Origin of the sequence: Flavobacterium amnicola (assembly GCF_004122165.1) — a bacterium.
GTDB classification, from domain to species: domain Bacteria; phylum Bacteroidota; class Bacteroidia; order Flavobacteriales; family Flavobacteriaceae; genus Flavobacterium; species Flavobacterium amnicola.
The window spans coordinates 124286-145154 of sequence record NZ_SBKO01000005.1 but is presented as its reverse complement, the minus strand read 5'-3'; the positions used below and the strand labels follow the sequence as shown (position 1 = coordinate 145154).

The 20869-nt window shown below is 34.2% G+C and carries 17 protein-coding genes, 1 other RNA gene and 1 pseudogene; 5 read left to right on the top strand and 14 right to left on the bottom strand.

What is annotated here, in order from left to right:
* Positions 1 to 3: 3 nt before the first annotated feature.
* The 7 genes and pseudogenes from EQG63_RS11150 to EQG63_RS11120 all read right to left on the bottom strand — a co-directional run bounded on the left by EQG63_RS11150 (position 4) and on the right by EQG63_RS11120 (position 8180).
* A complete protein-coding gene (locus tag EQG63_RS11150; protein WP_129436456.1) occupies positions 4 to 489 on the bottom strand; it encodes a T9SS type A sorting domain-containing protein in 486 nt (161 codons plus the stop codon).
* A gap of 290 nt (positions 490 to 779) precedes the next feature.
* Positions 780 to 1439 (bottom strand): annotated as a pseudogene (locus EQG63_RS11145) (magnesium chelatase domain-containing protein); the annotation flags it as partial.
* A gap of 84 nt (positions 1440 to 1523) precedes the next feature.
* On the bottom strand, positions 1524 to 3542 hold the full coding sequence (locus tag EQG63_RS11140; RefSeq protein ID WP_129436455.1) for a protein-disulfide reductase DsbD family protein: 2019 nt from the start codon (positions 3540 to 3542) through the stop codon (positions 1524 to 1526).
* A complete protein-coding gene (gene tilS, locus EQG63_RS11135) occupies positions 3539 to 4846 on the bottom strand; it encodes a tRNA lysidine(34) synthetase TilS (RefSeq protein ID WP_129436454.1) in 1308 nt (435 codons plus the stop codon). Before tilS ends, EQG63_RS11140 begins: the two co-directional genes overlap by 4 nt.
* Before the next feature lie 17 nt (positions 4847 to 4863).
* Entirely contained in the window at positions 4864 to 6156 is a 1293-nt protein-coding gene (locus EQG63_RS11130; RefSeq protein ID WP_129436453.1) for an anthranilate synthase component I family protein, read from the bottom strand.
* 85 nt (positions 6157 to 6241) lie between these two features.
* Positions 6242 to 7645, bottom strand: a complete 1404-nt coding sequence (lpdA, locus tag EQG63_RS11125; RefSeq protein WP_129436452.1) for a dihydrolipoyl dehydrogenase — start codon at positions 7643 to 7645, stop codon at positions 6242 to 6244.
* Positions 7646 to 7727: 82 nt separating this feature from the next.
* The gene (locus tag EQG63_RS11120) at positions 7728 to 8180 is read right to left on the bottom strand and encodes an Lrp/AsnC family transcriptional regulator (protein ID WP_129436451.1); all 453 of its coding nucleotides are present in this window, start codon (positions 8178 to 8180) and stop codon (positions 7728 to 7730) included.
* A 168-nt stretch (positions 8181 to 8348) separates the two neighbouring features.
* Between EQG63_RS11120 and EQG63_RS11115 the strand changes: the two genes are divergently transcribed.
* Positions 8349 to 10517: a S9 family peptidase gene (locus EQG63_RS11115; RefSeq protein WP_129436450.1), complete on the top strand. Its 2169-nt coding sequence runs from the start codon at positions 8349 to 8351 to the stop codon at positions 10515 to 10517.
* Positions 10518 to 10616: 99 nt separating this feature from the next.
* A complete protein-coding gene (locus EQG63_RS11110) occupies positions 10617 to 12287 on the top strand; it encodes an RluA family pseudouridine synthase (RefSeq protein WP_129436449.1) in 1671 nt (556 codons plus the stop codon).
* A 74-nt stretch (positions 12288 to 12361) separates the two neighbouring features.
* Here EQG63_RS11110 and EQG63_RS11105 read toward each other — a convergent pair whose 3' ends face one another.
* Positions 12362 to 12841 carry a GyrI-like domain-containing protein gene (locus EQG63_RS11105; RefSeq protein WP_129436448.1) on the bottom strand — a complete coding sequence of 160 codons (480 nt, stop codon included), beginning with the start codon at positions 12839 to 12841 and terminating at the stop codon, positions 12362 to 12364.
* Entirely contained in the window at positions 12841 to 14343 is a 1503-nt protein-coding gene (gene hutH, locus EQG63_RS11100) for a histidine ammonia-lyase (RefSeq protein WP_129436447.1), read from the bottom strand. The genes EQG63_RS11105 and hutH overlap by 1 nt, the downstream gene beginning before the upstream one ends.
* 157 nt (positions 14344 to 14500) lie before the next feature.
* Between hutH and gcvT the strand changes: the two genes are divergently transcribed.
* Positions 14501 to 15583: a glycine cleavage system aminomethyltransferase GcvT gene (gene gcvT / locus EQG63_RS11095; RefSeq protein WP_129436446.1), complete on the top strand. Its 1083-nt coding sequence runs from the start codon at positions 14501 to 14503 to the stop codon at positions 15581 to 15583.
* Positions 15584 to 15657: 74 nt separating this feature from the next.
* Positions 15658 to 16368: a YebC/PmpR family DNA-binding transcriptional regulator gene (locus EQG63_RS11090; RefSeq protein WP_129436445.1), complete on the top strand. Its 711-nt coding sequence runs from the start codon at positions 15658 to 15660 to the stop codon at positions 16366 to 16368.
* Between the two features lie 82 nt (positions 16369 to 16450).
* Here EQG63_RS11090 and fsa read toward each other — a convergent pair whose 3' ends face one another.
* The 5 genes from fsa to ffs form a co-directional block, all read right to left on the bottom strand.
* The gene (gene fsa, locus EQG63_RS11085; RefSeq protein WP_129436444.1) at positions 16451 to 17107 is read right to left on the bottom strand and encodes a fructose-6-phosphate aldolase; all 657 of its coding nucleotides are present in this window, start codon (positions 17105 to 17107) and stop codon (positions 16451 to 16453) included.
* A gap of 17 nt (positions 17108 to 17124) precedes the next feature.
* Positions 17125 to 17658 carry a GNAT family N-acetyltransferase gene (locus EQG63_RS11080; RefSeq protein WP_129436443.1) on the bottom strand — a complete coding sequence of 178 codons (534 nt, stop codon included), beginning with the start codon at positions 17656 to 17658 and terminating at the stop codon, positions 17125 to 17127.
* Positions 17658 to 18461 (bottom strand): SDR family oxidoreductase, encoded by an 804-nt coding sequence (locus EQG63_RS11075; RefSeq protein WP_129436442.1) that lies wholly within the window; start codon positions 18459 to 18461, stop codon positions 17658 to 17660. Before EQG63_RS11075 ends, EQG63_RS11080 begins: the two co-directional genes overlap by 1 nt.
* 71 nt (positions 18462 to 18532) lie before the next feature.
* Complete coding sequence (locus tag EQG63_RS11070) at positions 18533 to 19528, bottom strand: enolase C-terminal domain-like protein (protein WP_129436441.1); 996 nt, start codon at positions 19526 to 19528, stop codon at positions 18533 to 18535.
* 105 nt (positions 19529 to 19633) lie between these two features.
* Positions 19634 to 19732: signal recognition particle sRNA small type (ffs, locus tag EQG63_RS11065), an RNA gene on the bottom strand.
* 87 nt (positions 19733 to 19819) lie between these two features.
* Here ffs and EQG63_RS11060 point away from each other — a divergent pair.
* Positions 19820 to 20857 carry a glutaminyl-peptide cyclotransferase gene (locus EQG63_RS11060; protein WP_129436440.1) on the top strand — a complete coding sequence of 346 codons (1038 nt, stop codon included), beginning with the start codon at positions 19820 to 19822 and terminating at the stop codon, positions 20855 to 20857.
* Positions 20858 to 20869: the final 12 nt, after the last annotated feature.

The following is a 20869-nucleotide window of genomic DNA, read 5'->3' as shown; positions in this document are numbered from 1 at the left end:
AAGTTAGTTTTTTACAATTTTTATAGATTTAGAATCTCCATTGTTATAATTTATAAGTAAAATATAAGTGCCCAAGGGATAATTTTGAAAATCAATTGAATAGAAATTTTCATTGCTTAATCTGCCGTAATTTTTTAATAAATTACCATTAAGAGTATATATATCAATACTTTCAACTTTATTGTTGTTTATTAATTCCCATTTTAAAAACAATTTTTCCTTAACTGGATTTGGATAATACGAAAAAACATCTTCTTCATTAAATTTTTGAAAATCATTGTCATTGATTTTTTCTTGCTCTTCCAATTCATTTGTTTTTTGCTCTTCTTTTGTAGTCTCGTCAGTTGTTTTATCAGAAAGTCTAGAAAAAACAATTCTTCTTACAATTTGATTTCCTGCTGAATCATAATCAAAGGTTATTTTAGTCTGAGAGTGAGAGTTAACTGTAAACAGTAAAAGACTGAAAACTAGAAATGTAATTTTATTCATTTTTGATATGGTTAAATTTGTCTATGGATTTTTGAGGCGCAAGGGTACGACAATTTTAGTTACCAAACAATCACCAATTTTGGTGATATTTCATCTAACTAAATTTAGTTAGATTTTTATGTGTCAAAAACAAATAACTTCATTAAATCATTTATTTCATTACGAAAAACTGTAAAGTAAGAACCACTTTGAACAATAAAGATTTATACTGTTTTAATATTATAAGTTTAGTCGCTTATAAAATTTAACTTATTGATAAACATTGATTTAATAGTGGTATTTCTTTACAATATTTTAATTACGTTATGTCCACCCGCAGCAGCGATTTCCATACAGCGTTTGATAGATTCTTGACCGCGTACTTCAGCAAAATCGAATTCTGGAAAATCCAATGTTTTGTAAAATTCTTCGCGTGTGTTAATGATTGTGGGTTGAATAGCGCTTTTCCCTTTAAAAAAGTCAATTATTTCGGTGACATTTTCAATTCCGTAGACATCTAGTCCAGAAACAATGGCAGCTTCATTCACATTTTGTTTGGGAAGAAAAAAGCCCTTAAATCCTTCTTCTTTGGCTTTGATAGCAATGGATAGTGCCCCACGAATGGGTTGCAAACTTCCATCAAGAGACAATTCGCCCATCATAATATAGTTGCCAACCTCGTCTAAATCAATTTGCCCCGAAGCGGCTAAAATTCCCATAGCAATAGTTAAATCATAAGCAGAACCTTCTTTTCGTAAATCGGCTGGAGCCATATTTACAATGATTTTTTTACCGGGAAAATTGTAATGGTTGTTTTTTAAAGCGGCAGCAATGCGAAAACTACTTTCTTTTATGGTGCTGTCAGGAAGTCCGACCAAGTGGTATCCAATTCCTTTTTCAATATTTACTTCTACAGTAATGGTGGTAGCAGCTACTCCGAAAACGGCGCTACCGAAGACTTTTACTAACATGGCGTGTACTAATTAATGGCTTATAATAGTACAAATATAGAAAAGTTGGTGGAATAAAAAAATCCCGATTTCTCGGGATTTAAGTTATTTAAATTTTGCAATTCCAGAAGTTAACCACGATTGGTATTCATTCGAATCAGGTGTATAACCAACTGGTTCGTTTAGTTTATTCGCTTTAGTATCTAAAACAATATAATAGGGTTGTGCATTGGCTTTATAATGCGTAATTTGAAAATCACTCCATTTATTTCCAATTGTTTTAATTTCCTTTCCAGTTTCTTTCGAAACATATTGTTCGTTCGCTGGCAATTCTCTTTTATCATCCACATACAAGGATATCAAAACCAACTCATTTTTAAGTATGGAAAGGATTTCGGGTTTAGACCATACATAATCTTCCATTTTTCGACAGTTGACACAAGCATGACCGGTAAAATCTAATAACACTGGTTTATTTTGAGCTTTTGCATAAGCCATTCCTTTTTCATAATCTGTAAAAGCAATAATGCCATGTGGACCACTTTTTGCCCCATCAGGATACACCGTTGTATTGGCAGAAGCACTACCAGAACTTATAATTCCATTCGGACTTTCACTATAGGTTAAGGGAGGAGGAAAACCTGAAATAAGCTTCAGTGGTGCACCCCATAGCCCAGGAATTAAATAGATGGTAAATGATAAAACTAATAATCCAAATAACAATCGTCCCACAGAAATAAATGAAGACGGACTATCATGTGGCAATGTAATTTTTCCCAATAAATAAAGAGCTAAAGCCCCAAAAACAGCTATCCAAATGGCTAGAAACACTTCTCTTTCTAATAAATGTGTTTGAAGTACCAAATCGGCATTTGATAAAAATTTAAAGGCTAAGGCCAATTCCAGAAAACCTAAAACTACTTTTACGGTATTTAACCATCCACCAGATTTTGGCAATGAATTTAACCATCCTGGAAACATCGCAAACAACATAAAGGGTAAAGCCAAGGCTAAAGAAAAACCTAGCATCCCTACAATTGGCGCAATTCCACCTTTTGAAGCAGCTTCAACTAATAAAGTCCCAACAATCGGTCCAGTACATGAAAAAGAGACAATAGCCAAGGCTAAGGCCATAAATAATATTCCAATAACTCCTCCTCGATCGGCTTGTTTGTCTACTTTATTTGCCCATGAATTCGGCAACATAATTTCAAATGCCCCTAAAAAAGAAGTAGCAAAAAATACTAATAAAAGGAAAAATATAATATTAAACCAAACATTCGTAGATAAAGCATTCAAAGCATCGGCACCAAAAATAGCCGTCACTAAAGAACCTAAAATAACATAGATTAAAATAATGGATATTCCGTAGAAAATAGCATTTCTGATTCCAGCTGCTTTGGTTTTACTTTGTTTCGTAAAAAAACTCACCGTCATCGGAATCATAGGAAACACACACGGAGTTAAAAGCGCAGCAAAACCAGAAAAGAAGGCTAAGAAAAATATCGTCCAAAGACTTTTAGAAACTTCTTGTTTACTTTCCAATTTAGTTACAGCATTCGTATTGCTTACTACAGGTTTGTTTTCTTCTGTAATTAATGGGATTACTGTGAAATCGCTTGTATCTTTTGCTGCAATTTCTGTTGTAGTTAGTGTTGATTCGTTGGTTATTGCGGTGATAGGCAGTTTCAAATCAAAAGTTTTGTCTTGCTGAATACAAGCTTCTTTACACACTTGATATTCTACATATACTTTGGCAGAAGTCGCTTTTGGATTGGTAAGTTTTATCGTTTGACGGAATTGTGCCTTGTTTTCAAATAAATATTCATCTACTTCAAAAACATCGCTATAGACTTTTTTATAAGGACTTTCGGAAGTTTTTCCTACTAAAGAATAATTTCCTTTGGCATTTTTAAATTGAAAAACGGTAGGCAACGAAGCTCCATCTGGGGTAAATTGAGAAAACATATGCCATTCGCGTTCGATAGTAGCATCAAAAACCAACACAAATTCAGTTTCCGATTTTTTTTCTACAGTCGTTTTCCATTTTACAGGATCTAATATTTGAGCATTAGCTCCCCAAAAAGTAATGAATAAGGCAATTAATAGTACTATTTTTTTCATTTGTGTACTTCTATTTTTAAAATGTGTTGTGTAAATTCTGTTGCTAGATAGCGTTGGTCAGCACGGTGATTAACAATCCAAACAATTTGATCATCAGAACAAAGCAACCAAGTATTTTCTTTATCGATTAATGAAAACTTCTCATCTTTAAAGAATTTGCTCACTTTTTTCTTTCCGTGCATTCCCGAAGGGTAAAAATAATCACCTTCCTGCCATTTTCGAATTTTTAGTGGAAATTTTAACTTTTCTTTATCGACAAAAATACATTTATCAGCAGGATTTTTTATGTGACTTTCATCACTCAATCTCAATTTTATTGGAAAATCTAATTGATTTTCATTCTCTTGAATCCAAAATTCTTGATGGTCAAATTCTTCCAGTGAAGACAAAATAAGAAAATCACGGTCTTTTAGCAATCGGAATTCTTCGGAAACAACATATTTTCCGGATTGCGCCGTTACCAAATCATAAATATCTTCCCAAGCTGTAAAACCAAATTCTTTCAGCCATTGAAATAAATACGAATTGTAATTATCCAATTGTAGAAGTTTGTGCAAATCGAAATAAATTCCATCTTCTTTTTCTGTGGCAATTTGTTGAAAAACCATGTCGGTAGCATCCTCCACCAATAATTGCGCTTCCTGTAAATACGTTTGTGTTTTTTGAAAAGAAGCCAGAAAATTAGGATTCAATTCTTTGAAAAGCGGCACCAAATGATGTCTGATTTTATTTCGCAAATACTTATCCGAAGCATTGCTGGAATCTTCTCGCCATTGAATGTTGTTTTCTTTGGCATAACTTTCAATATCCTCACGAGAAAAAATTAAAAGTGGTCGAATGATTTGTTCATTTTGTTTCGGAATTCCAGTTAATCCTTCTAATCCTGTCCCACGAGAAAGGTTAATCAAAAAAGTTTCCAAATTGTCATCGGCGTGATGCGCAGTTAGCACAAAATCATATCCTTCAGTTGCTAACAATTCATAAAACCAATGATAACGCAGTTCTCGTGCCGCAACTTGAGTAGACAACTTATAATCGTTAGCATAGGATTGAGTATCAAATAAAGTCAAATAAAATGGGATTTTATTGGCATCAGCATAAGTTTGTACAAATTCCTGATCACCAAAACTTTCCGCCTCCCTTAATTGAAAATTGCAATGCGCAATTCCGAAAGTAGTATCTAATTTTTGAAACAAATGTGTCAAAACCATACTGTCCAAACCACCACTTACTGCTAATAGAAGTTTTTTACCTTGTAAAAAGGAAAGATTATTAGCGAGATGCGTTTTGAGTTTTGAAAGCATTGTCAAATGTAAGAATTTTAATTATCAGTCAAAACCTCCCTCATCGCCCTCGCTTTCAACAAACATTCCTCATATTCGTTTTTAGGAATAGAAGCAGCTGTAATAGCACTTCCCACAGAAAATGAAAGGTATTTCTCTTTTGAGTTGTACAAAATACTTCGAATGACTACATTAAAATCGAAATCACCTGTTGGGGTAAAATAACCGACTGCACCACTGTATAAACCCCGTTTGGTTTCTTCTAATTCTTCAATAATTTGCATTGCCGAAATTTTGGGTGCTCCTGTCATGCTTCCCATGGGGAAAGTAGTTTTGAGAATCTCTATTGGTGATGTAGAAGAATCTACTTCAGAAACGACTGTTGAAATCATTTGATGGACTTGCTTAAACCTATAAATCTCGCACAATTCTTCCACTTGCACCGAACCTTTAGTGGCGGTATGCGACAAATCGTTGCGAACCAAATCGACAATCATGATATTTTCGGAACGTTCTTTTGTATTTTGAGCCAAATCCATTTTAGCATTTTCATCTAAAATAATATCCGTAAATCTTGGTGCTGTTCCTTTTATGGGTTGGGTGATGATTTTTGTTCCTTCTTTACGTAAATAACGTTCAGGAGAAGCGGAAAGCAAATAATTGGTATTATTTTTAAAGAAAGTAGCAAACGGTGGTTCGGAAATAGAATTGAGTTTTTGATAGATTTCCAATGGATGTATCTCGGCATTCTCTGCATAAAATTCCATACAGAAATTGGCTTCATAAATATCACCACGGTGAATGTGCCAAAGTACTTGGTTCACTTTTTCAATATAATGCTCTTTTGAAACGCGTTGTTCAATAGTTACACTTTCATAACTTTTATCTTTTCCCTCTTGACTTTTTACAATCTCTTCAAAATCTTCTTCCAGTTCATCATCGCACATATTCAAATAGCAGATTTCTACTTCAGTTCCTTTTAGTAAAAATATTTTTTTGGGTTGGAAGAAAAACAAATCTGGAAAATGCAATCCATCCAAATTATCCGACGTTAATTTTTCCACATCATTTTTCAAATCATAGGATAAATAACCAAACAGCCAATCTTTTGTTTGCTGTTGGTATTGCTTCAAATCTTCGAAAGCATTGTAATAATCCGTTGTAACAGAGGTAAACGCGTCTACCGCCAAAACCACATCATAACTGGAATAGTTTTGAGGGTAACTGTTACTGTCTAAATAGATTATTTCACGAAATTGTTGTGACCAATTCAGTAGCTGATTTTTAAAGTCAGAAGAATTTGCAATATTTTTAATTACCGATGTTCTCAATGCCTAAATTTTCTGTAGTAAAATTACAATAAAAAACCCGCTCGAAAGAACGGGGTTTTATATTTATAACGTAATTGCTTTTAAATTATACGTGTAATGCTCTATTGGCAGTCGCCGCTAACGCCGCTTCTTTGATTGCTTCAGCAAATGTTGGGTGTGCGTGAGACATTCTTGAAATATCTTCTGCACTTGCTCTGAATTCCATAGCCGTTACTGCTTCTGCAATTAAATCAGCACATCTTGCTCCAATCATGTGAACTCCTAACACTTCATCTGTTTTGGCATCGGCTAAAATTTTTACAAATCCGTCAGTGTCTCCTCCTGCTCTAGCTCTTCCTAATGCTTTAAATGGGAAACTTCCTGCTTTGTACGCTACACCTTCCGCTTTCAATTGCTCTTCTGTTTTTCCAACAGCGGCAACTTCTGGCCAAGTGTAAACAACACCAGGAATTAAATTATAATCGATATGAGGTTTTTGCCCTGCTAAAATTTCGGCAACCATTACACCTTCTTCTTCTGCTTTGTGTGCTAACATTGCTCCACGAACCACATCACCAATAGCATATATATTTGAAGCTGTAGTTTGTAAATGATCATTTACTTCGATTTGACCTCTATCCGTAACTTTTACACCTGCCTTTTCTGCATTTAAACCTTCTGTATAAGGACGACGACCTACAGAAACTAATGAATAATCACCTTCTAATGTGATGATTTCTCCTTTAGCATTTTCTGCTTTTACCGTTACAACATCTCCAGCTCTTTCAACTGATTGCACTTTGTGAGACGTATAGAATTTCATTCCTTGTTTTTTCAACACTTTAGTCAATTCTTTTGACAATGCAGCGTCCATTCCTGGGATGATTCTGTCCATGAATTCTACTACAGAAACTTGTGCTCCTAAACGTAAATATACTTGACCTAATTCTATTCCGATAACACCACCACCAATAATTACAAGGTGTTTTGGAACTTCTTTCAATTTCAAAGCTTCAGTAGAAGTGATGATTCTTTCCTTGTCTAATTTGATAAATGGTAAGCTAGATGGTTTAGAACCTGTAGCAATAATAATATTTTTTGATTCGATGATTTCTGAAGAACCATCTTCTTTAATCACTTTTACAGAAGTAGCGCTTTCAAACGAACCTACTCCATTGAAAACAGTGATGTTGTTTTTATCCATTAAGAATTTTACACCACCAGAAGTTTGATCTACTACCGCTTGTTTACGAGCAATCATTTTTTTAAGATTCACTTTTACATCACCCGAAACTTCGATTCCGTGATCTGCAAAATGTTGTATTTCTTCGTAATGATGAGAAGAGGCTAACAATGCTTTTGAAGGAATACATCCTACATTCAAACATGTACCTCCTAAAGTTGAATATTTTTCGATAATGGCAGTTTTCATTCCTAACTGTGCGCAACGAATCGCTGCTACATATCCACCAGGACCTGAACCTATAATAACTACGTCAAATGAACTCATAGTGTTTATTTTTGTTGTGTTTTTAAAAATTTCGAGTACAAAATTACAAATTTAATTGCAAAAGCAATATTCAAATGTCGTATCAAATTTCATAAACGGTTGTATTTTTCACTTCTCCAATCATAAAGGAGGAATGTGTACTACCAATATGTTTTAAATCGGTTAATTTGGTCACCATAAATTCACGGTATTCTTCCATATCGGCTACGCAAATCTTTAAGATATAATCATAATCACCACTTACGTGAAAACATTCTAAGACTTCATTGAGTTTTATCACTTCGTCTTCAAATTGAGAAATCAAATCCTTTTTATGTTGGATTAACTTAATGTGACAAAAAACCACAAAACTTTTTTCCACCTTATTTCTATCCAATAAAGCGACATATTTTTTAATGGTACCGTCTTTTTCTAGTTTTTTAATACGTTCGTAAACCGCCGTAACCGATAAATTAAGCTTCGAAGAAAGTTCTTTTGTCGTTTGTTTACTATCGGTTTGAAGTAGTTTTAAAAGTTTTTTATCTATTGCATCCATCTGATATATTTTCGGAATTTATTTAATTTTAAACGCAAATATAGAATTTTTATCGGTTTGAGCAGAAAATAAATAATGTTAACGGAATGCTAAATTCGAATAATTCCTTTGGGGTTTATCTCAAATGATTAAATTTGAAAGCTATATTAGAAACACCATTTTTAACTTATGAAAAAATACACATTTTGTTTGCTGCTTGTTGGAAGCATGGCTTTTGCACAAAAGCTTACTATTGAAGAAACTGTAACAGGTGGAAGGAAATTCGCAGTTCAAACACAAACGGCACAACAATGGCGTAAAAATTCAAAATCGATTGCTTATTTAAGCCCAGATTATTCGAATTTAATGACGAAATCGGCTGCCAATTCTTGGAAAGAAACCCTTTTGGTTACTAAAACTGATTTTGAAAATGCTGTCAAATCGAAAATTACTTCTGATGAATTTGCGTTAAAAACATTTCCATTTGCAATCGAATGGAAATCGGAAACGACATTTGAAACTGAAGTAGCAGGAAAAAACAATAATTATAAAGTTACCTACGATATCGTTTCGAAACAAATTAGCAATGTAACTTCTTATACCTCTGAAGGAGAACAAGCAAGATTTGCTCCCAATGGAAATGTTTCCTGGTTAAAAGAAAATAATATCAAAATTACAACACCTACAGGAACCGTAATTGATGTAACCAATGATTCTGATAAAGGAATTGTAAATGGTTCTGACTATGTACACCGTCAAGAATTTGGTATCGATCGTGGTATGTGGTGGAATGAAGCTGGAACACAATTGGCGTACTACCGTAAAGACGAAACCATGGTTGGAAATTATCCAATCATCAATTGGAATGAACGTGAAGCTGTAAACAAAGACATAAAGTATCCAATGGCTGGTATGACTAGTGAAAATGTTACTTTAGTAGTTTTTGATGTTACTACAGGTAAAAAAGTAACCATTCAAACAGGGGAGCCAAAAGAACAATATTTAACGATGGTTTCTTGGGAACCAACTGGTAAAAATATTTTTATCGGAATTTTAAACAGAGAACAAAATCATTTAAAATTCAATAAATACGACGCTCAAACTGGTGCTTTTATAAAAACTTTATTTGAAGAAAAAGCTAGTACTTGGGTAGAACCACAACATGCGATCACTTTTGTACCAAATAATCCAACTCAATTTATTTACCAAACCGATTTTAATGGTTTCAATCAGATGTATTTGTATACTACTGATGGAAAATTATTGAAAAATTTAGGATACAAAGATGTAGTGGTAAAAGACTTTTTAGGCTTTGATGCTAAAAATACAAAAATCAATTACTTAGGAACTGCCAACAATGGTTTAGACCTTCAATTGTATCAAGTTGACCTTAAATCTGGGGCAACAACACAACTGACAACGGTTTCAGGAATGCATAGGGCTTCTGTTTCTTCTGATGGAACAATGGTTTTAGATCAATATAGCAATGTGACTACTCCAAATGAAATTTCGATTATTGATATCAAATCGAAAAAAACTTCTCAATTGGTAAAAGCCGCAAATCCATTTACAGGTAAAATAGACATGCCAAAAATGGAATTAGTAACGATAACTTCTGCCGATGGAAAAACACCTTTAAACGGGCGACTTATTTATCCATCCAATTATGATGCTACCAAAAAATATCCTGTAATGGTATATGTTTACGGAGGTTCTCATGCTCAATTAGTAAACAATCGCTGGTTAGGCGGTGGTGGTTATTTTGATTATTATATGGCACAACAAGGTTATGTAGTATTTACTTTAGACAATAGAGGAAGTGATTCTCGTGGAAAAAAATTCTGTGATGTAACCCATAGAAATTTAGGAGTTAACGAAATGGCCGATCAAATGGAAGGCGTTAAATTCTTAAAATCAAAATCATTCGTAGATCAAGATCGAATTGGAGTTTTCGGATGGAGTTATGGTGGATTTATGACAACTTCTTTAATGACTTCACAAGCGGAAACGTTTAAAGTTGGTGTTGCTGGCGGACCAGTAATCGATTGGAAATACTACGAAATTATGTACGGAGAGCGTTATATGGATACGCCACAAGAAAATCCAGAAGGCTATGCAAAAGCATCTTTATTAGATAAAGTTAAAAACTTAAAAGGTCGCTTGCTAATTATTCACGGAGCACAAGATCCAGTTGTGGCACAACAACACAGTATGAATTTTATTGAGGCTTCTATCAAAGCTGGAAAGCAAGTAGATTATTTCTTATATCCTAACCACGAACATAATGTGGGTGGTAAAGATAGAATTCACATGTATGCTAAAATCGCTGATTATTTTGATGTGCATTTGAAAAAATAATTCTTTTTAAATAAAATTTAAAAGTTGACTGAGGTGTCACACTGAGCATAGTCGAAGTGTTCTCGAAGTCAACTTTTTTATTTGTATTAACTTTGCCAAATGCCAAAATCTTTATTTCAAACCTTCAAAACCACTATTTCAGGAATTGATTTACCTGAAAAATTCACCTTTCCGTTTTATTACGAACCCCATCCTTTGGCGGTAATTGCTTCTAAAGAATTGCAAAAGTATTTAGAAAAGCAAACCAATTTTGAACATAATTTTGGTTTGATTGAAGGTCAAAACGGATTAATTATCGGGAAAATGTTTGGCGTTTTGGTTTGTCAAAATCAAAATAATGAATTGGGCTATTTGTGGGCGTTTTCTGGAAAATTAGCCGATCAAAATCATTTGGACTACTTTGTCCCAACGGTATATGACATGCTGCATCCTTCCAGTTTTTACAAAAATGAAGAAGAAATAATAAATCAGTTAAATCGAAAAATTGAAACAGCCGAATTCAATTCGGAATTTAATATTGCTAAAGAAAATCTGAATCAAATCCTTTCAGAAGCAGAACAAGATATTCAACGTCATAAAAACCATATCAAAATCCAAAAGAAAGTCCGTCAACAACAACGATTGGATGCCGAAAAAGAATTGGATGCTACTGCTTTTGAAAAGTTTGTTGAAGAACTAAAAGAACAAAGTCAGCAAGAAGGAATTCTGCTCAAAAAAATGATGGCGTATTGGAATTATAAAATTACCGATGCCCAAAAAGAAGTCGATGCTTATGAGGAGAAATTAAATGAATTAAAAGAACTTCGCAAACAAAAATCAAACAACTTACAACAACGCTTATTTGCCGAATATGCTTTTTTAAATGGTTGGGGTGAGTCGAAAAGTTTGGGTGAAATATTCGACAATAATCCGCCCGCAGGTGCTGGTGAATGTGCCGCTCCCAAACTATTACATTATGCATTTCAACATGATTTAAAGCCAATTTGTATGGCCGAGTTTTGGTGGGGTCAATCGCCCAAATCGGAAGTTCGAAAGCACCAACAATTTTATCCTTCTTGTAAAAGTAAATGCGAACCGATTTTGTTAGGTCATATGTTGAATGGCATAACAATGGACGAAAATCCTTTCGAACTCAATCCCGCAGAAGGAAAAGAAATCGAAATTGTGTACGAAGACGAATGCATGGCAATTATCAACAAACCTGCCGAATTTTTATCGGTTCCCGGCAAACAGATTTCCGATTCAGTGTATGCGCGAATGAAAACCAAATATCCAGAAGCTACGGGCCCTATCATTGTCCACCGTTTAGACATGTCGACTTCGGGAATTATGCTTATTGCAAAAACAGAAGCAGCTTATTTAAATTTGCAACGTCAATTCATCAAAAGAACCGTTAAAAAATGTTATGAAGCGATATTAGACGGAATTATTACTTCAAAAGAAAATACAATCGATTTGCCATTACGAGTCGATTTAGACGATCGGCCACGCCAATTAGTATGCTACGAATACGGCAAACCAGCGCAAACCCAATGGGAGATAATTTCCATTGAAAACAGTAAAACCAGAGTCCATTTTTATCCCATTACCGGAAGAACCCACCAATTACGCGTACACGCATCTCACCCACTTGGACTGAATACACCAATAGTTGGAGATGACTTATATGGTACAAAAGCCAACCGATTGCATTTGCATGCTAAATCAATCACTTTTACACATCCTGTGAGTAAAAAAGAAATAAAAATTGAGGTTAAAGCTGGATTTTAGAAAATAATTTAACTTCTAGATCTAAATAAAAGCTTCAAAGTCATTGAAATCTTAATTTAGACTAATATTAATAGTTATTTCAATTTTATTGGAACATAAATTTTTTCTTCAGAATTTTCATCCATTGGATCATATTTACCAGCTGGCAGTAATTCAAAATGCGGTCGTGAATTGTCTAATTGATAATTGGAATTTGGAATACTCTCTTTAAAAATTTTACTAAAAAATTTGGGAGCGCCTAATACATTACCTTTGTAATGAAAAACAGCATACAATCCGCCGGTAATTTCTAATTTTTCAATACCTTGAATTACATTTTTAAAATCAGAAACTTCAATCGCTGCCCACTTAACAAAAGGAATTGTGGGATCTATCATAAAATCATCAGTATAAGACTGCAATGAAATTTTCTCGTCACCTACTCTATTAGCAACATTTTTAATTTGTGGAGCAAAACTTCCCCAAAGCATTCCTGTCTTATCATCTGTAAAACTCATCGATAAAGATTTACCAACAAGTTTTTTAGGTTGCAATTCAGCTATACTAAATTCCATTATGCTTCAAATTCAATCTGAAAACTATTCAAAAACAAAATTGATTTTTCGATATCGTAATGTAAAATTCGGTCTTCGTTAACCAAGGGAACTTCGTCTCTGTACGATTTCAAAAACATCTCGATAAAATCACTTGATTTTAAAGGTCTTCTGAATTCAATTGCTTGCGAAGCATTCATCAATTCAATGGCTAAAATACGCTCCAAGTTTTCCATGATTTTCAAGCATTTTGTCGCTGCATTCGCTCCCATAGAAACGTGGTCTTCTTGACCATTGCTCGATACTATACTATCAATACTGGCTGGAGTAGCCAATTGTTTGTTTTGACTCACAATACTTGCGGCAGTATATTGCGGAATCATAAATCCGGAATTTAATCCAGGATCGCTCACTAAAAAAGCTGGTAAATCACGTAATCCCGAAATTAATTGATAGGTTCTTCTTTCTGAAATATTTCCCAATTCCGCCAACGCCAAACCTAAAAAGTCTAAGGTTAAAGCTAAGGGTTGTCCGTGGAAATTTCCACCCGAAATAATCAAATCTTCTTCTGCAAAAATATTAGGATTATCGGTCACTGAGTTGATTTCGGTCTTAAATACTTTTTTTACATAGTCAATCGTGTCCTTTGAAGCACCATGCACTTGTGGAATACAACGGAAGGAATACGGATCTTGTACATGTTGTTTCGATTGGGCAATAATTTCACTTCCGTCTAATAATTCTTGAAAACGTTGTGCGGTTACGATTTGTCCTTTGTGAGGTCGAACCATATGAATCAATTCATTAAACGGCTCAATTCTACCATCAAATCCTTCCAATGAAATCGCTCCGATAACATCGGCTAAATACGAATACTTCATGGCTTTTAACAGCGTATAACAACCATAAGCACCCATAAACTGAGTTCCGTTAAGCAATGCCAAACCTTCTTTCGACTGAAGAATAATAGGCTTCCAACCCATTTTTTCCAACACTTTTGAAGCCGGTTGACGGAAACCATCCATATACACTTCCCCTTCTCCAATCAATGGCAAACACAAATGTGCTAAAGGTGCCAAATCGCCCGAAGCACCTAGTGAACCTAAAGTATAGACTACCGGTAAAACATCATTATTATAAAAATCGACCAAACGTTCCACTGTTTGCAATTGCACTCCCGAATGACCGTAGCTTAATGATTTTATTTTTAGTAATAACATAATCTTCACGACTTCATGAGGTACTTCATCACCCGTACCACAAGCGTGAGATTTCATTAAATTTTCTTGAAGTTTTGACAGATTTTCGTTCGAAATTTTAACATTACACAACGATCCGAATCCAGTATTAATCCCATAGATTGGTTCGCTATGCGATGCCATTTTTTTATCTAAATACGCACGGCATTTTTCGATGTTGATTCGCGCTTCTTCCGATAAGGCTATTTTTTGATTTTGAGAAACAATTTCTTGAAGTAATTCTAATGAGAAAATATCAGAACTTATATAATGTACAGTATCCATTTTAGTTGTTTAATTGAGTGTCAAAATTCCGTAAAATGTGATAAAAAAACAAGAAATAATTCAGATAATATTACCTTACTTTTTTATCACAAAATCCACTTTTTTACTCCACAAAAAATAATTACTTTAGCGATCGAAAATAAACTAACACATAATAATGAAAAATACAGCATTAACGCACGTTCACGAAAGTTTAGGAGCTAAAATGGTTCCGTTTGCAGGGTATAATATGCCTGTACAATATGAAGGAGTAAACGCCGAACACGAAACGGTTCGTAACGGAGTGGGTGTTTTTGATGTTTCCCATATGGGTGAATTCTTCTTAAAAGGAGAAAATGCCTTAGCCTTAATTCAGAAAGTAACGTCAAATGATGCTTCTAAATTAGTGGATGGTAAAGCACAATATTCTTGCTTACCCAACAATGAAGGCGGAATTGTAGATGATTTAATCGTGTATAAAATTGCAGATAATCATTATATGTTGGTGGTTAACGCATCTAATATCGAAAAAGATTGGAATTGGATTTCATCACACAATGACTTGGGAGTGGACATGCAAGACCTTTCCGATAATTATTCTTTACTAGCGATCCAAGGACCAAAAGCTGCAGAAGCGATGCAATCCTTAACGGCTATCGATTTGATTAACATGCCGTATTATTCGTTCCAAATTGGAGAATTTGCGGGAGTAAAAGATGTAACGGTTTCCGCTACGGGTTATACAGGTTCAGGTGGATTTGAAATCTATTTCAAAAATGAAGATGCTGAATTAATTTGGAACAAAGTATTTGAAGCAGGAGCTGCATTTGGAATCAAACCAATTGGATTAGCCGCACGTGATACCTTACGTTTGGAAATGGGATTCTGTTTGTACGGAAATGATATTAATGATACTACTTCTCCATTGGAAGCTGGTTTGGGTTGGATTACCAAATTCGACAAAGAATTTACGAACTCTGAAAATTTGAAAAAACAAAAAGAAGCAGGTGTTACTCGTAAATTAGTCGCTTTCGAATTAACAGAAAGAGGTATTCCACGTCACGATTACGAAATTGTGGATGGTGCTGGAAATGTAATCGGAATTGTAACTTCAGGAACGATGTCACCTTCAATGAACAAAGGAATTGGTTTAGGCTATGTCCCTACCAGTTTATCGGCAGTAGATTCAGAAATTTTTATCAGAATTCGTAAAAATGACATTCCGGCTAAAGTGGTGAAATTGCCTTTTTATAAGAAATAAGCATATTTTTTTTTACAACTAATTTTTAAGAATTAATTTTGTTCCGAAATATATCGGAATTTAAGAGAATAGAAATGGGAAGAGCGTTCGAATTTAGAAAAGCGAGAAAAATGAAACGTTGGTCAGCAATGGCAAAAACGTTTACCAGAATAGGGAAAGATATTGTAATGGCCGTTAAAGAAGGCGGACCAAATCCAGAGACCAACTCACGTTTGAGAGCGGTTATTCAAAATGCAAAATCGGCTAACATGCCGAAAGATAACGTAGAACGCGCGATCAAAAAAGCATCCGATAAAGATACAGCCAACTTTAAAGAAGTGTTGTTTGAAGGCTATGCTCCTCACGGAATTGCGATTTTAATTGAAACCGCTACCGATAACAATAATAGAACTGTTGCTAACATCAGAAGTTACTTCAATAAATGTAACGGACAAATGGGAACCCAAGGTTCGGTAGAATTTATGTTTGACCATACTTGTAACTTCCGTATTCCTGCTGAAGGACAAGATGTGGAAGAATTAGAATTGGAAATGATCGATTTTGGTGTAGAAGAAATTTTCGCAGACGAAGACGGCATTTTAATGTATGCTCCATTTGAAAGTTTTGGTTCAATTCAAAAAGAATTAGAAAATAGAAACATCGAAATTTTATCTTCTGGTTTTGAAAGAATTCCTCAAATCACAAAAGAATTGACAGCGGACCAGGTAGCAGATGTCGAGAAATTATTAGAAAAAATTGAAGAAGATGATGACGTAATGAACGTGTATCATACGATGCAAGAATAATCAATTAGGTGTAAAAATTAAAAAAGGCTTGAATTAATTTTCAAGCCTTTTTTAGTATTCTTTTTTACTGAATCCAGTAAAATTATTTATTTCCTTTTTCGAAATCGGCAATAAATTGCGCAATTCCAATATCCGTTAATGGGTGTTTTAATAATCCAGTAATCGCTGATAAAGGTCCAGTCATTACATCGGCACCAATTTTAGCACAGTTTACAATGTGCATGGTGTGACGTACAGAGGCTGCAAGAATTTCAGTTTCAAATCCGTAGTTATCATAAATATCACGGATTTCTTGAATTAGATTTAAACCATCTGTAGAAACATCGTCTAATCTTCCTAAGAAAGGAGAACAGTAAGTTGCTCCAGCTTTTGCCGCTAATAACGCTTGTCCAGCAGAGAAAATTAAGGTTACATTTGTTTTAATTCCTCTATCTGAAAAATATTTACAGGCTTTGATACCTTCTTTAGTCATTGGTAATTTTACCACGATTTGCTCGTGTAAGTCAGCCAATTCCTCTCCTTCTCTAATCATGCCTTCCAAATCCATGGCATTCACTTCAGCACTTACATCACCATCCACAATATTACAAATGTCAACGTAATGTTTTAAAATATTGTTCTTTCCGGTAATTCCTTCTTTAGCCATTAACGATGGGTTGGTAGTAACTCCATCTAATACTCCAAGGGCTTGTGCTTCTTTGATTTGCTCTAAATTGGCTGTGTCAATAAAAAATTTCATCTGATATTATTTAAAAATTATAGTTGTGTACTGGTTAACGTAAACATTATTAGGCTTTCCACTTCATCCGACTCAAATGCTGTGTTTTGAATAAAGTGAAACTTTTCTAATGCTTTAATTGATGCTGTATTCTTTTCATCGGTAAAGGCTTCAATAGTTTGCAAATTTAGTTCATTAAATCCAAAATCAATAACTTTTGATAAGGCTTCTTGCATAAATCCTTTCCCTTGGAATTCTGACGCTAATTCATAACCTATCTCAGCTGAAATAGCTTCCGAGTTAAAATTCCAATAGCAAACAGAGCCAATATTTTGTTGGCTTTCTTTATCATAAATCATCCAAACAATTCCTCTTTTTGCTTTAAAATCTTCAATTCTATCGGTAATAAACTGTTGGACTTGTTCTAAAGACGATTTTTTTCTACCGATATATCTATTATTGTCTTCGTTGTTTCGAATCTCAAATAAAAAATCAAGATCCTGCATTGAAATTTCTTTCAAAAGCAGTCGCTCGGTTTCGAGTGACACAAATTTATTTGGGAAAGCTATCATTACAATTTATAATGGTTCATTAACATTTTTTCATAGACTGTGTCGGGCAAAATACGTTTCAAAACAATTGAAAACTTTTGCATAAAAGCCCCTACTTTATAATGAACTTTTGGATTGGGCGTTTGAATAATTTTATACACCGCCTCTGCCATTTCGTTCGGATTACTACCACTATCGACATGTGCATTCATTTCATTTAAAGTCCTTCCATAGACATTCTCATACGCCGATCCTTTTATAACAGGTGCATGATAACGACCAGCAGCAATATTCGTAGCAAAATCACCGGGTGCAATATTGGTAATGTGAATTCCGAATTGTTTGGTTTCCATACGCATGGCTTCCGTAACGAGTTCTAAAGCTCCTTTTGACGCTGAATAAATTCCTCTATAAGGCAATCCCATATAACCAGCAATCGAAGTAATATTAATGATTAATCCTGATTTTTGACTACGCATTTGGGGCAAAACCGCTTTCATCACTTCTATTGGACCAAACAAATTGGTTTCAAAATTATTCTTGATTTCTTCCGTGGGAATTTCTTCAATTGGTCCCGTAATCCCAACACCGGCATTGTTTATTACTACATCTATTCTGCCCGATTTTGAAATTACTTCCGCAATTGCAGTTGCAATCGAAGCTACATTTCGAACATCCAAAGCTATTAAAGGAAAAACAGAATTTGAAATTTTCTCCGGATTTCGACTGGTACCATAAACGGTAAAACCTTTGGCATGTAAAAACTCGCCTATGCTCTTTCCTATTCCTGATGAACCACCTGTAATTACTACTACTTTACTCATATGTCTTTGTGAAAGAGCTTGTGCTGAGCTTGTCGAAGCAAAGCAATCTCATTCCTATTTATTAATTTAAATTAATTTTTAATTTTTATTCCCAAACCGGGTTTATCAGATATTTCTATTTTACCATTTATTATTTTACTTCCGTTGGCAATATCGTTGGCAATAAGATTCGCGCCATCCAAATCGCAATAATCCGCTAAAGGTGATAAAGCACATCCTGCCGAAATTCCAATAGACGATTCGGTCATACATCCCATCATAATTTTAAAATCCAATTTTCTGGCTTCCTGAATTAATTCCAAAGCAGGTGTTAATCCACCGCATTTCATTAATTTTATATTCACACTTCGGTAATGGGATTGTAAAGAACGTAAATTTTCGATACTCTGGCAATCTTCATCTGCCATCCAATTGGCAAATTTATCGCGATACAAAACAGAAAACTGATTGGGTTTCATGGGTTGCTCTAAATAGGTAAATTTCGAAGCAAATTCTTGGTTTTGAAGCCAATCACAATCCGATTCATTATAACTTCCATTCGAATCTAAAGCGATATCAAAAGGCATTTCTATAAGTTTTTCAATCGAATTTTTATCAAATCCGTTGCATTTTACCTTGAATTTCGACCAACTCGATTTCTGAATTTTTTCAATTTGATTTTCTATTGAATCAACACTAATGGTAATGGAAGAATCTGGAATTGAGTTTACTATTATTTCGTTCAACTCTAAAAAACTTTTCCCTTCTAATTTTCCGAACAAATCCCAATAGGCACAATCTAAAGCAGAAGTTAAAAATGATCCCAAATCTAAATTGAGAACCATTTTATAAAACTCGTTTGGATATACAATTGAATTCGTTTCTATTGCATCCTTGCAGCGCTTTAGTTTTTGAATTAAATCCTCTAGATTAATTCCGTAATAATCAATCGAAGTACATTCGCCATACCCAACAAAATTTTTATAAGACAAGCTTACGATTAATGCTTCTCTATGCGAGTAATTTCCGTAGGAAATTGAAAATGTTTCTTTAAGAGTAAGGGTAACTTTTTGCCAAGAAAGAGTCATACGAGAGATTTGGCATAAAAATAAAAAATCTCCGCTAATTGGGAGATAAATAACATAAGTTTCTGTAAAAAAAAGATTGCTACAATTTGGTTCGCAATAATTAAAAAATGGCAAGCGACCTACATCGCACCGCTACAACCGCATACCTTTGCTGCGTTCCCACCCTGGAGGAGTCTGCAGGAGCTGGTCGTGTAGGACTTGCCGGTGCAAATATACAATCTTTTTGTATTTTTGCAAACGCTTTGGTTTATATAAAAGCCTTCGTATATTGTATTTGCAAATAATTTTAAAATGAAAAAATATAACTTCTTAGCATTCACCTCTTTAATCCTACTTGGAGCCAGCTGTGAGGGTGATAAAAAAAATTTATTTTCTATAGATGAGACACAATTTAAGATGATGTATCATTCTGGAGATCCTATTTCGCTAACCGTAACAAATAAAAAAGAGATTACTATCGATTCAGTTGTGTATTATAATAATGATAAAAAAATTGGTACATCGAAAGGAAATACAGCTTTAAATAGCAAATTAGACAATGAAAAATTAGGGTATCAGAATTTAAAAGCTATCGTTTATTTTGAAGGAGAAAAATTCGAAACAGGTACTCGTATTGAAATGGTTTCGGCAGTTGAACCAAAATTATTAAGCTATTCTATTGTAAATACGTATCCCCACGATAAAGGGGCTTTTACAGAAGGTTTAGAATTTCATAACGGTTTTTTATACGAAAGTACGGGACATAATGGAGAATCTAACTTAAGAAAAACCGATTATAAAACGGGGAAAGTAATACAACAAGTTAATTTGGAAGCTAAATATTTTGGAGAAGGAATTACCTTTATTAATGGTAAAGTTTTTCAATTGACTTGGCAAGATTATACTGGATTTATCTACAATGCGGAAACTTTAAAATTGGAAAAAACATTCAATTATGATAAAAAAGTGGAAGGATGGGGAATGACTAATGATGGAAAATTTATTTATCAATCGGATGGAACGGAAAAGATTTGGAAAATGGATCCGGAAAATCAAAAAATGATTGACAATATAAATGTGTATACAAATTCAAGTAAAGTAACCAGTGTCAATGAATTAGAATGGATCGATGGTAAAATTTATGCAAACGTTTGGCAAAAAGATGCAATAATGATTGTAAATCCAAATACCGGAGCGATTGAAGCTGTTGTAGACTTATCGGGCTTACGTGCTAAAACTAGTGCCAGCAAAGAAGACACATTAAACGGAATTGCATACAACCCCGCTACTAAAACTATCTTTGTGACCGGAAAAAACTGGGATAAAATGTTTGAGCTAAAAATAAAATAGTCTCACTCCCAA

What these genes read in the sequence shown, in the direction of transcription:
- EQG63_RS11150 (WP_129436456.1), bottom strand. Translation starts at nt 489, where the DNA reads ATGAATAAAATTACATTTCTAGTTTTCAGTCTTTTACTGTTTACAGTT.
- EQG63_RS11140 (WP_129436455.1), bottom strand. Translation starts at nt 3,542, where the DNA reads ATGAAAAAAATAGTACTATTAATTGCCTTATTCATTACTTTTTGGGGA.
- tilS (WP_129436454.1), bottom strand. Translation starts at nt 4,846, where the DNA reads ATGCTTTCAAAACTCAAAACGCATCTCGCTAATAATCTTTCCTTTTTA.
- lpdA (WP_129436452.1), bottom strand. Translation starts at nt 7,645, where the DNA reads ATGAGTTCATTTGACGTAGTTATTATAGGTTCAGGTCCTGGTGGATAT.
- EQG63_RS11120 (WP_129436451.1), bottom strand. Translation starts at nt 8,180, where the DNA reads ATGGATGCAATAGATAAAAAACTTTTAAAACTACTTCAAACCGATAGT.
- EQG63_RS11115 (WP_129436450.1), top strand. Translation starts at nt 8,349, where the DNA reads ATGAAAAAATACACATTTTGTTTGCTGCTTGTTGGAAGCATGGCTTTT.
- EQG63_RS11110 (WP_129436449.1), top strand. Translation starts at nt 10,617, where the DNA reads ATGCCAAAATCTTTATTTCAAACCTTCAAAACCACTATTTCAGGAATT.
- EQG63_RS11105 (WP_129436448.1), bottom strand. Translation starts at nt 12,841, where the DNA reads ATGGAATTTAGTATAGCTGAATTGCAACCTAAAAAACTTGTTGGTAAA.
- hutH (WP_129436447.1), bottom strand. Translation starts at nt 14,343, where the DNA reads ATGGATACTGTACATTATATAAGTTCTGATATTTTCTCATTAGAATTA.
- gcvT (WP_129436446.1), top strand. Translation starts at nt 14,501, where the DNA reads ATGAAAAATACAGCATTAACGCACGTTCACGAAAGTTTAGGAGCTAAA.
- EQG63_RS11090 (WP_129436445.1), top strand. Translation starts at nt 15,658, where the DNA reads ATGGGAAGAGCGTTCGAATTTAGAAAAGCGAGAAAAATGAAACGTTGG.
- fsa (WP_129436444.1), bottom strand. Translation starts at nt 17,107, where the DNA reads ATGAAATTTTTTATTGACACAGCCAATTTAGAGCAAATCAAAGAAGCA.
- EQG63_RS11080 (WP_129436443.1), bottom strand. Translation starts at nt 17,658, where the DNA reads ATGATAGCTTTCCCAAATAAATTTGTGTCACTCGAAACCGAGCGACTG.
- EQG63_RS11075 (WP_129436442.1), bottom strand. Translation starts at nt 18,461, where the DNA reads ATGAGTAAAGTAGTAGTAATTACAGGTGGTTCATCAGGAATAGGAAAG.
- EQG63_RS11070 (WP_129436441.1), bottom strand. Translation starts at nt 19,528, where the DNA reads ATGACTCTTTCTTGGCAAAAAGTTACCCTTACTCTTAAAGAAACATTT.
- EQG63_RS11060 (WP_129436440.1), top strand. Translation starts at nt 19,820, where the DNA reads ATGAAAAAATATAACTTCTTAGCATTCACCTCTTTAATCCTACTTGGA.